Raw genomic sequence first — 11,129 nt, 5'->3', positions numbered from 1 at the left:
GCCTTGAGTTCGCCGGGAGCGGGCCGGGGTGGGGGGGCCGGAGGACGCCGTGGGGCGGACTCCTGGAGGGCTCGTTGGAAGCGCTCTCCGTCGGCGGACCGTCGGGTGGAGGCAGCGCTGTCGGTGGAGGCGTCGGTGTCGACCTTCATGCATGTCATCCCTCGCTGGAGTGCGGGGGCGACACGAAGCAGCGGTCATGCCAGGAGGCTCCCCATGGGATGGGGGCGCCACCGTCCCAGCCGATGGAGGTCCAGGCTCTGTCGTGGGATGGGCTCTCAGCGCGGCTTCGAGCCGAACGCTCCGGGCTGCACCGGTGCGATGCCCGTCAGGTCATTGACGGCCAGGGGGCAGGAGGCCAGCGCCATGGGCTCCACGAGCCCGCCGATGCGCGCCCAGTCCCGCTCCTGGAAGAGGAGCGCGTCGCGCAGCTCGATGGACGACAGGCCCTTCTTGTACTCCCAGAAGCGCCCCCTCACGAGGACGGTGTTGCCCTTGAGCAGCTTGTTGAGGTCCACGTACTGCTTGTCCTGGAGGATGGCGACGACCTCCACGCGCTCGCGCTTGCGCGGCTTGCCGAACTGGAACTCGTAGGTCGCCGTCGGCGCGGGCTCGGGCTCCGTCCAGATGAGGCGGGCCACCATGCGCTCCGGCTCCGGCTCCTCGCCCTTCTTGAGCTTCTTCTTCTTGGGCTTCTCCAGCTTCACGTCCACCAGCTCCAGGCCGCTGAACGCCAGCTCGTGGTCCAGGTAGTTGTCGCGGAACAGGGCCTCGGCGGTGGAGACGGCCACCGAATTCACCCGCTGGACCTCCTCCTTGTACCGCTCTCGCAGCACCGGCAGCGTGAGCAGGAAGCTGTCCACCGGCTTCGTGCCGTCGGCGAGGAAGCGCAGCCTGGCCATGTCGATGGCCGGGTAGTAGGGGACGAGCGACTCGGCCGTCTTCAGCCAGTCGGGGCGCAGCTGCTTGTCGATGAGCACCCGTCGCACCATGGTGACGAAGTAGCTGTTGCCCGGGAAGCGGTCCGTCACCAGCTGGGTGTTCAGCGCCTGCACGAGCGCCGGGTCCAGCATGAAGTTCTCGTCGCGCTTGTGGAACTGCGTGCCCACCTCGCCGAGCAGCGTCAGGTACGCGCCCACCACCTGCGCGCAGTTGGCGTCGGCGGTGCCCTGGTCCAGGGCCTGGAACAGGCGCGTGCGCAGGAAGCGTTTGTCGATGGCCTCCTCGCGGAAGACGGGAGCCTCTCCGGTGCCGAAGAAGAACTCGGGCTGGGCGAGTGCGGGGCTGGCCAGCAGCCCCAGGGCGAGGACGAGCAGTCGGGCGGTACGCATCACCCGGCAGCCTATCATCCCGGGCTCGTCGTGGAGAGTGGGGCGGGCACGGCGGACGCCCGCAGGACCAGGCCCGCGGCGACCAGCTCCACCACGCCTGCCACCGCGAAGAGCCGATGGCCGCCGAGCCAGTCGTAGCCCACTCCCGACGACAGGTAGCCCACCAGTCCGCCGAGTCCGAAGGTGAACGCCGCGAACAGCGCCTGCCCGGACGCGCGCAGCTCCGGGGGCACGCGTCGCGACAGGAACGCCACGCTGGCCACGTAGAACGCACCGAAGGTCATCCCGTGCAAGGGTGCTATCAGCACCATGCCCTCGGGGGACGACACCAGGGCCATGCCGCCCCAGCGCACCGCGCTCGCGACGAAGGCCACGGCCAGCACGACGCGCGGCGCGGTATCCCGGGCCACGCGCGAGTAGAACGCCATCACCGCCACCTCCGCGATGACGCCGATGCCCGCCACCGTGCCGACCACCGCGGGCGACAGGCCCAGCGACATGACGTGGATGGAGAAGGTCCCGTGGAAGGGCGCGCACGCCATCCAATGCAGACTGGTGGCGGCGAGCAGCCAGCGCAGGTCCGGGTGTCTCAGGAGCGCCAGGCCCGCGAGCGGGCTCAGGCCCCGACTGGGCGCGGCGGTGTCCCGCAGGGTGAAGCTCCAGGGCACGAGCGCGGACAGCAGCGCGAGCGGGACCAGGACCACCCACTCGTTCACGCCCGTGACGAGCCAGCCGAAGAGCACCGTCGAGGTGATGAACCCCACGGAGCCGAAGAGCCGCACGTGCGCGAAGCTGTCCCCGGTGCGCGCGACATGGTGCAGGGTGAGGCTGTCCATGAGGGGCGTGAAGGCGCAGACGAAGCACGCGTACAGCGCCATGGCCGGCACGAGCGTGTCGAAGGTCCGCGCGCGCCCCACGAGCGCGAAGGCGAGCGCCGCGCCGAGCGCCAGCACGGTGAGGACCCGGGACGCACGGCCGGTGCGGTCGGCGAGGTGGCCCCACATCGGCGGAACGAGCAGGGAGGCCAAGGGGCTGAGGCACAGGAGCAGCCCCACCTGCGTCGCGGATAGCGACAGCGACTTGAACCAGGCGGGCAGGAACGGGAGGACGATGCCCACCGCGGCGAAGTAGAGGAAGTAGAAGCCCGCCAGCGGCAGGCGGCTGGCGACGGGGCGGGGGCTCATGGACGGTTGGGACCTTGACATGTCCGGGTGCTTTTCCGCCTGTTGACCTCGCTGCCTTTTGTGTACCTTGCCCTCGACATGGCCAGTTCCACGGACATTTCCGCGCCCGTCACCGTCGCCCAGATCCGGGACGAGGCGGAGCTCATGCAGGCGCTCGCCATCCGCGAGGTGGTGTTCATCGAGGAGCAGCACGTCCCCGAGGGCATCGAGCGCGACGCCGAGGACGCGAACGCGTACCACATCATCGCCCACCAGGGAGGCCACGCCATCGGCACGGGGCGGCTGGTGATGTTGCCTCAAGCGCCCGAGGGCGAGCAGGGCCCCTGGGGGCAGGTGGGGCGCATGGCGGTGCTGCAGGCGCATCGTAAGGCCCGCGTGGGCTCGCTGCTCTTGACGACCCTGGAGGCGGAAGCGGTCCGCCGTGGGGTCAAGGGCATCATGCTGCACGCGCAGCTCTACGCGCTCGAGTTCTACAAGAAGCACGGCTACACCGAGGTGGGCACCGTGTTCCTCGAGGGCGGCATCGACCACCTGGAGATGCGCAAGCGCTTCTAGGTGGCCGTGGTTTCAGCGGCGCGGAGGACGGGGCGCGGGCGGCTGCGCGTGCCTGGGGTCCTCCGGCCACGAGTGGCGCGGGTACTTGCGCCCCAGCTCCTTGCGCAGCGCCGGGTAGTGTCGCTCCCAGAAACCCGCCAGGTCGGTCGTCACCTGCACGGCGCGCATGTTGGGCGCGAGCAGGTGGAGCACCAGCGGCACGCGGCCCGCGCACACGCTGGGCCCCTGGGCCATCCCGAAGAAGTCCTGGAGTCGTGACTCCACCCAGGGCGGCTTGCCCGGCTCGTAGTTCACCTTGACGCCCCGGCCACCCGGGAGGGTGACGCGCTCGGGGGCGTGTGTGGCGAGCAGCCGCTGCTGTTCCGAGTTGAGGCGCGCGTAGAGCGCGTCGAGCAGGGAGACGCCCTCCAGGTCCTTGAAGCTGCGCGCGTCTGAGCACAGTGAGGCGAGCGCGTCGCGCAGGAAGGTGTCGTCGACGGTGGGGAACTTCGCCTCGGGGAAGGCCTGGGCGAGCAGGGCCACACGGGTGCGCCATTGCTCCAGCGCCTCAGGCTCGGCGAAGCGGCCGGGGCCGGCGGCGAGCGCGGCTTCGACGAGGACGCGCGCGGTGGCCTCGGAGGCGGGCGCGGGCGTTCGGGTCTCCTCGAGGACGAGGTTGCCGTAGGACAGGCGGGTGAGGCGCTCCACACGGCGCGCCTCGGCGTTCCACTGGAGGGTGTCCACCTCCTCGAGCGTCTCCGGGTAGAGGTCCAGCAGCCACTCGGGCTCCACGGCGCTGGCCAGTCGCACCACGGCGCCGCGGCCGGGGCGCTCCTCCGCGTCCGCGGCGACCATCAGGTCCGCGTCCTGGACGACGCTCAGTTCGGAGAGGGACGCGGTTCCGCCGCCGAAGAGCAGCAGCTCGGGCGCGCGGGGTCGGCGGCGTCGCGCGACGCGGTCCGGGTAGCCCGCGAGGACGCTGAGCATGAGGGCCTGTTCCACGTCCTCGGGTCGGTGTGGGCGCTCGCCCTGGCTTCGCACGGAGCGGCGGAGCTGCTTCTGTACGCGGTCCACGGACTGCACCGCGCCCTGTTCGAGCGAGAGGGAGTGGAGGCGTCCGGAGGAGAAGTTGGAGCGCTCGGCTTCGCGGAAGCGTTCGAGGAGCTCGAGCAGATCCGAGGGGCCACTGACGACGGCGGCGGCGCGCTGGCCACCCCCGAGGTTGGCGCGAGCCTCGCGGCGGATGTCTCGCTCACCCATGAGGGCCGCGAGGGTGGCCGCGTCGGCGCCGACCCCGCGTCGCTCGCCCTCGACGATGATTCGCGCCTGGCGCGGGTGGACAGGGAAGCGCAGGAGGCGCTGGCCCACGTCGGTGACGGCCCCCTTGGCATCCACCGCGCCGAGGCGACGAAGCAGCGTCTCCGCCGCGTCGAGCGAGGCGGCGGGAGGTGGCTCGAAGAAGGGGAAGGCGTTCAGGTCGGTCACGCCGGAGGCGCGAAGGGACAGGATGGTCTCCGCCAGGTCCATGCGGCGGATCTCTGGCGCGTCCTGTTCCGGGCGACCGTCGAAGTCGTGCTGGGTGTAGAGGCGCAGGCAGTGCCCGGCGCGGGTGCGGCCGGCGCGGCCCGCGCGCTGGACGGCGGAGGCGCGGCTGACCTTGGAAAGCTTGAGTGTGGGGAGTCCGGACCAGGGCGAGTGGCTGGCCACGCGCGCGAGGCCCGTGTCGATGACCACGGCGACACCGTCGATGGTGACGGAGGTCTCGGCCACGTTGGTGGAGAGGATGATCTTCCGGCGCGAGCTTCGGCGCACGGCGCGGTCCTGCTCCGCGGGGGACAGGTCGCCGTGCAAGGGGAGGACGTCGGTGTCGTGGCGTTCGGCGAACTCGGCGCAGGCGTCGCGGGTGCGGCGGATCTCTCCGGCGCCAGGGAGGAAGACGAGCACATCGCCGTCGACGCCCTGGGTGAACAGGCGCTTGATGCCGGAGAGGACCTGCTGGTCCAGGTGCCGGTCATCGGGAGTCGGGAGGTATTCGACGCTCACGTCGAAGCGGCGTCCCTGGGAGCGAAGGGAGGGACAACCTCCGAGGTATGCCCGGACGGGTTCGGCCTCCAGGGTCGCGGACATGACGACGAGCTTGAGGTCCGGGCGACGCGTCTCCTGGAGTCGACGGAGCATCGCGAGGGAGATGTCGGCGGACAGGTGGCGCTCGTGGAACTCATCGAGCACGACGATGCCGACGTCGCGGAGGGTGGGGTCGGAGAGGAGGCGTCGGCCGAGGACGCCCTCGGTGACGAAGGACATGCGTGTCTTCGCGCTGCGGACATCCTCGAAGCGGACCTGGTAGCCGACAGTTTCTCCCACGCGCTCGCCGATCTCCTCGGAGACACGCTGGGCGGCGAGCCGGGTGGGCAGCCGGCGCGGCTGGAGGACGACGATCTCCTTGCCCGCGCCGAGACCGGCTTCGAGCAGGGCGCGGGGGACTCGGGTCGTCTTGCCCGCGCCGGGAGGTGCTTCGAGCACGAGCGAGCGAGCGCCGCGCAGCGTGGAGACGATCTCCGGCAGGAGCGGGTCGATGGGAAGGGTGGCATCCGCCATGGCGGGTGTCCTCTCAGGGGCGAGCCGGGGCTCGCTCACGGGGCGTCGCACGATGGCGCGTGCGGCACGCACTAGGGAAGGGCGGCATCCATTCAGGGGCGAGCCGGGGCTCGCTCACGGGGCGTCGCACGATGGCGCGTGCGGCTCGCAGTACGGAAGGGCGGCATCCATCCTGGCCGGTGTGCACTCGCGCACGCCTTGGGCTCGCATGGGTGAACGGGCCCCGCCAATGTGGAGAAGCCCGCTGGAAGGAGCGCGTCGAAGGGGCGGTCAGCATCCGTCATGTCCGGTCTCCGCTCAACGCGCGCGGAGGCTCGCTCACGGTGTCTCGCTGCCTGCCCCGCCGGAAGGCGACGTCGCGTTCCGCTTCTTCCGCACGGAGGGCGCCTGCGCCCGAGCCGCCTCGGAGTCTCGGGCGCCGCGAGTGCGGTGCTCCTGGGGGGCCTCGGTGTCGTCGCTCGACTCACGCTTCCGGCCACGAGGAGCGCCACTCGTATCCTCCCCGGAGCCGGATGGGCTGCCCGGGGAGGAGGCTGTCCCTCGCCGGCCGCGTGGGGCCGAGGTGCCTGCGTCGTCCGAACCCGCGCCGTCATTCGCCGTCAGGTTCGTTCCTCCCTCACGCCTCCGTCCACGGCCCGTCGAGCCGCGAGGCCCTTCGGAAGAAGCCGCTCCATTGCTCGGGCTTGAAGACGCTTCCGCGGAACCCATCGGAGCAGAGGCCGGATCCTCATTGGAGCCCGAGAGGGTGGCCGCGCCATGTCGAGCGTCCTCCGTCGAAGCGACAGGAGGCGCATCTGCCCCCGTGTCGGCCACACCAGGATGGACACCCGGCGTCGACGCAGCGCGGGTGGTGGCTGCGCCGGTTTCGGCCGCACCCGAAGCACGTCGGTGTCCGCGACCCGACTTCGCGCGGGGCTCCTCCGCCGTTGCATGCGCGCCTGTCGCGACAGGGGCCGTCATGACGGCGGCCGTGGCGCGCCCATTCACGTGTTCCTCGGAGCCCCCATCGGTATTCTCGGTTGTATCTGCCACATCGTTGTCAACAGTGGCGGAGTCCGCATCGTACGAGGTGGCGAGGTCCGCGGAGTCTCCCTCCATCGCCTCGGTGGGCTCATCGAGAGCCGGCTGCTCCACCCCGGATGTCTCGAGCGGAGCTGCGGGCGGCGCGTCACCCTCCTCGAGAGGAGAGTCGAGCGCGGCGACCTCGGCGAGCTCCGCCTCGGTGGGCTCCATGGAGTCCGAGGGCTCGAGGTCGAGCGCGCCGAGTCCCTCGTCGGACGGAGCAAGACCGCGTCCCGCGCGGCGCTTGGGCTTGAGTCCGAGCGCCGCGGCCTCATGGACGCTGGGCACGGGAACGAGCGCGGCCTCGGAGAGAAGACGCGCCTGGCGCAGCGCCACTTCCAGCTTGCGGCCGAGGTTGACCAGTTCCTCTCGCAGCACCGCCTCCTGTTCCGGGGACAGCGGCGCGGGCTCATGACTGGAGCGCCAGGCGGCGTGCGCCGTGGCCACCTGCTCCATCACGGGCCGGACGAGCGCGAAGTCGTCGCGAGCGAAGATGCGCGTGACGTAGGCGCTGCGGGTGCGACGGTCGTAGGAGGTCGCGTATTCGAAGATGGTGTCCCGGGGGGCGCGGCGGAGCTGCGCGAACTTGAGGTGGGGGAAGAGCGCCTCGATGACGGGGGCGCGGCTGCTCGCGGTGAAGGTGATGCCCGCGTGCAGCTTCTCCAGCGCATCGACCCACAGGCCTTGCTGGTGGAAGGCGAACTCCTCGCGGGCCTCATCGAGCTCGGGCAGGTCCTTCACCCGGTCGACGACCCCAGCGGCGGGAGCGCGGGTGGTGCGCACCAGCTCCAGGGCGGTGGCCAGCCAGCTCTTCTCGGCATCGAGGCCGGGGCGGCCAGCGAGCATCTCCCCCGCGGTGGCGAGCCGTGCCTCGAAGGCCTCGGCGAAGCGGATGAGCTCATAGGACTCGAGCGTGGATGACATGCGGCGGGCTCCTCGGAAGGGCGGCGGGAGATACCACAGCCCGGGCTCGGCTCCGAGCGCGGGCGGGGGCCTCAGCTTCGGCCGAGCAGGGTCGGAAGGGCGTCGCGGTGCGAGAAGTCGGCGAAGGCCGCGTGAGCGCCGGCCTTCAACAGGGCCTCGGCGGTGAAGGTCCCGGTCCCCACGCCGATGCACTCGGCGCCGATGCCCAGGGCCGCGTCGACGTCCTTGGGGGTGTCGCCGATGATGACCACCCGGCACTCGTCGCGAGGCACCCCGAGCAGCGCCGCGCCCGCCTCCGCGCCCCGGCGGATGAGCTCCACGCGGTCCTCGTGGTCGCAGCCGAAGCCACCGAAGGCGAACTGGTCATGGATGCCGACGCGCTCCAGCTTCACGCGAGCGCCCTCGCGCACGTTGCCGGTCCCCAGTCCCACCGCGAAGCCCTCGAGGCCACGTGCCGCCTGCACGGCCTCTCGCATGCCGGGGTAGACGAGGTAGCGCTGCGCATCGACCCTCCGCACCTCGTCCGCCAGGTGCGTGAGGTAGGCGTCGATGCCCGCGTCGATGGCCGCTTCGGTGTCCTCGACGCCGATGACGCGCAGGGCCTTCCGGACGATGCCCCGGTCGGTCATGCCGGACATGTGGAACGAGTCGCACGCATCGCGGCGGCCGTGGAGCTGCTCGAAGGCACGGTCCATGGCGCGGCGGCCCGCGCCGCCAGTGGTGATGAGGGTGCCGTCGATATCGAACAGGAGGACCGTGGGACGCATGGACCCCATCTAACGGAAGGCTCGGGCCGAGGCGAGCGCCGAGTCACGGCTCCGCGAGGCTGAGGCCGCGCTGGAGCGCCTCTCGCACGAGGGGACGCTCCTCCAAGGGGAGTCGCTCCTCGAGTGCCTGTCGGACCTGCTGTCCGCCGAGCCGTCCGAGCGCCAGGGCGACGGCCTCCCGCACGGGCTCCTCCTGGTCCGTGAGGCGGGCGGAGAGCGATGGAATGGCGTCGATTCCCAGGCAGCGCGCCAGGGCTCCCGCGGCGCTCGCGCGAACGTCCGCGGGAGCGCGTGCGTCCTCGAGCACCTCCTGGATGGAGTGCGCGCTCTGCGTCGGGTCCACCAATGCGAGCGAGGTCACGGCCCGGGCCCGTCGCGTCGAGGGCGCGGAGCCATCCCTCACCAGCGAGCTGAGGACAGGCACGGCCTGAGGCCCGAGCCGTCGGAGTTGCTCGTCGCGCGGCGTGCCCTGGGAGGCATCGAGCAGGGACTCCACCTGTGCGCGCAGGTCGCGAGGAGGTGTGGCCGTGGGAGGAGGCTCGCCAGCGCCCTGGGAGTAGGCCAGCGCGGAGCCAGCGGAGGTGGCCAGCAGTCCGGCGCCGAGCACGAGGGCGCGCCATCGTCGTCCCCGCGAGACGCGAGGGGCGGAGGCGGAGGGCGGCGGCGAGGTCGGGGTCGACATGGGGCGCCTCGGCGAGGGGAGGGGAGGTCCAGGGTTATACGCCTTTTGCCCGCCAGGACTCGAACCCCGGTAAGGTGCTACGTCGATGGCTGGACGGGTCTTCTTCTTTCTTCAGCACGCCACGTATGAGCCGGCGTTCCAGGCTGCCTCCATGGGCATCACCGCGGTGGCCATGGGGGACGAGGTCTACTTCGTCCTCGCCTTCGATGCCCTCCGTGCCTGGGTGGATGGAACCTTCGGTCACCCCGACGGTGAGCGCGAGCGGGAGGAGCACGCGCGAGGTGAGCGGCTGGGCGTGCTGGCCCCCGCGAAGATGATGGAGGAGGCGAGGGCGCTGGGGGCGAGGTTGATCGCCTGCGACACCACGGTGCGCCTGTGTGGCTACCCTCCAGAGGCGCTGAGTGACGCCCTGGACGAGGTGATGGGGCTCGCCTCCCTCTGGCGCCTCACGCAGGGCGCCCGCACGCTGACGCTCTAGCCACTCCACCCCGAGGCGAGCCAGGCAGGCGACAAGGTCGTCTGCTCCGCTCCGGGTGTGTGCCTGTCGACGAGGCGCGTCGGCTCCTGCTGTAACCTCGCAGTCTCATCCGAACCCTCGGGCCCCTCCTCTTGAGGCTGTAGCCTCCAGGGGGAGTCACGCGTTACTCTTGCGCCCAAGCCGTCCCCCTGAAGAGCCCGGCCGCGCGGAGCTCCGCGTCCCCCCATAGAAGCAGAAGGAATTCATCACCTATGCGCGCCAAGTTGAACCTCCTGAGCCTGAGCGCCCTTGCTCTGGGCGCCCTCGCAGGCGTCGTCACGGGCTGTCAGTCCTACGACTTCGAGCCGGTGGAGCCGCTCGCCATCGCGCAGACGACGGTCGAGGAGACCATCTCGGCCCTGTCGAGCAAGCCCAACATCATGCTGTTGGTGGATGTCTCCGGCTCCATGACGCTGCCGGTGAATCCGAGCGAGCCCACCTGCATGGTGCGCAACAACCAGGGCAACCTGGTGGTGTGCGGCCAGTCGCTGGAATGCCCCACGGACACGTGCCCCACGCGCTGGACGGATCTCCAGGCCGCCGTCCCCCAGTTCCTCGCGACCAGCGGTCCGTTCGTGCGCTTCGGCCTGACGACCTACCCGGAGGCCACGGGCAACTCGGGCGTCGAGGCGTGCACCAAGGCCTCGGCGACGTCCGTGCGCAAGGACCTCCCCGCCGTCGAGGACGACGGCTCGCTGCTCGAGCATGCCAACTCCATCAACGCCATCCTCCAGGGCATCCCCAACTTCGGCACGGGGCAGCCCATCGGCGGCACGCCCACCAGCGGCAGCCTCCGGTTCGTCGGAAGCCTGGAGGCGTTGAAGGACCCGGACCGCAAGAACTTCGTCATCCTGCTGACGGATGGTCTGCCCAACTGCAATGAGGCCAATGAGTACTCCGGCGCGGAGAACCCGGCCCAGTGCAAGTGCACCATCTCCGCCACTGGCTGCTCCACGGCGGGCACCGCCTTCGAGCGGCGCGGCTGCCTGGACACGAACGCCTCCGTGACGGCGGTGCAGGAGTTGAAGGCCGCGGGCGTGACGACCATCGTCATCGGCTTCGGCGCGGAGACCGCGACGGGAGAGGGCACCGCGGTGCTGCAGGCCATGGCGGCGGCGGGTGGTTTCGCCCGCTCCTGCGCGGATGACGCGACGGCGTGCGGCTCCAATGACACCTGCATCGCGGCGACGGGCCTGTGCAGCCGGACCTTCTACCAGGCGGGCAACCAAGAGGAGCTCGCGGCGGCGCTCGAGCGCATCAGCAAGGAAGTCATCAACCCCGAGCCGTGCCTGATCCCCCTGAAGGGCCCGCAGCTGCCGTCCAACCCCCAGCTCATCGTCGTGTACGTCGAGGAAGAGCGGCTCCAGGCGGGTGATGGGACGTGGAGCCTCACGGACGAAGGAGTGCTCTTCAACGGCGCCACGTGCGACCGCATCAAGAACTCGCGCCCGGAAGATCCCATCAAGATCGAGATCCGCGCCATCCGTCAGCGCTGAGCAGGCGGCCGGGGGCGGCTTTACCCCGGGGGTGGTG

At 70.9% G+C, this 11,129-nt stretch carries 9 protein-coding genes; 3 read left to right on the top strand and 6 right to left on the bottom strand.

Annotation, left to right across the window (positions count from 1 at the left end):
* Positions 1–275: 275 nt before the first annotated feature.
* Positions 276–1,328 carry a hypothetical protein gene (locus FL311_RS36125; RefSeq protein ID WP_141332229.1) on the bottom strand — a complete coding sequence of 351 codons (1,053 nt, stop codon included), beginning with the start codon at positions 1,326–1,328 and terminating at the stop codon, positions 276–278.
* Positions 1,329–1,342: 14 nt separating this feature from the next.
* Positions 1,343–2,512 (bottom strand): MFS transporter, encoded by a 1,170-nt coding sequence (locus tag FL311_RS36120; protein ID WP_141332228.1) that lies wholly within the window; start codon positions 2,510–2,512, stop codon positions 1,343–1,345.
* 78 nt (positions 2,513–2,590) lie between these two features.
* Between FL311_RS36120 and FL311_RS36115 the strand changes: the two genes are divergently transcribed.
* The gene (locus tag FL311_RS36115) at positions 2,591–3,067 is read left to right on the top strand and encodes a GNAT family N-acetyltransferase (protein WP_141332227.1); all 477 of its coding nucleotides are present in this window, start codon (positions 2,591–2,593) and stop codon (positions 3,065–3,067) included.
* Positions 3,068–3,079: 12 nt separating this feature from the next.
* Here the strand turns inward: FL311_RS36115 and hrpB are convergent, their stop codons facing one another.
* From hrpB to FL311_RS36095, 4 genes are all read right to left on the bottom strand, one after another.
* Complete coding sequence (hrpB, locus tag FL311_RS36110; RefSeq protein WP_141332226.1) at positions 3,080–5,644, bottom strand: ATP-dependent helicase HrpB; 2,565 nt, start codon at positions 5,642–5,644, stop codon at positions 3,080–3,082.
* A gap of 318 nt (positions 5,645–5,962) precedes the next feature.
* Complete coding sequence (locus FL311_RS36105) at positions 5,963–7,630, bottom strand: hypothetical protein (protein WP_141332225.1); 1,668 nt, start codon at positions 7,628–7,630, stop codon at positions 5,963–5,965.
* 71 nt (positions 7,631–7,701) lie between these two features.
* A complete protein-coding gene (locus tag FL311_RS36100) occupies positions 7,702–8,406 on the bottom strand; it encodes an HAD family hydrolase (RefSeq protein WP_141332224.1) in 705 nt (234 codons plus the stop codon).
* A gap of 34 nt (positions 8,407–8,440) precedes the next feature.
* Positions 8,441–9,079 carry a HEAT repeat domain-containing protein gene (locus FL311_RS36095; RefSeq protein ID WP_141332223.1) on the bottom strand — a complete coding sequence of 213 codons (639 nt, stop codon included), beginning with the start codon at positions 9,077–9,079 and terminating at the stop codon, positions 8,441–8,443.
* 85 nt (positions 9,080–9,164) lie between these two features.
* Here FL311_RS36095 and FL311_RS36090 point away from each other — a divergent pair, with 85 nt between their 5' ends.
* Both FL311_RS36090 and cglB read left to right on the top strand, forming a co-directional pair.
* Positions 9,165–9,557, top strand: a complete 393-nt coding sequence (locus FL311_RS36090) for a hypothetical protein (protein ID WP_141332222.1) — start codon at positions 9,165–9,167, stop codon at positions 9,555–9,557.
* A gap of 251 nt (positions 9,558–9,808) precedes the next feature.
* Positions 9,809–11,092 (top strand): adventurous gliding motility lipoprotein CglB, encoded by a 1,284-nt coding sequence (gene cglB, locus FL311_RS36085; RefSeq protein WP_141332221.1) that lies wholly within the window; start codon positions 9,809–9,811, stop codon positions 11,090–11,092.
* The last annotated feature ends 37 nt before the right edge of the window (positions 11,093–11,129 follow it).

The sequence above is a fragment of the Myxococcus sp. AB025B genome (assembly GCF_006518215.1).
Classification (GTDB): domain Bacteria; phylum Myxococcota; class Myxococcia; order Myxococcales; family Myxococcaceae; genus Myxococcus; species Myxococcus fulvus.
The sequence above is the reverse complement of the archived record's forward strand: the minus strand, read 5'-3'. Positions and strand labels throughout refer to the sequence as shown.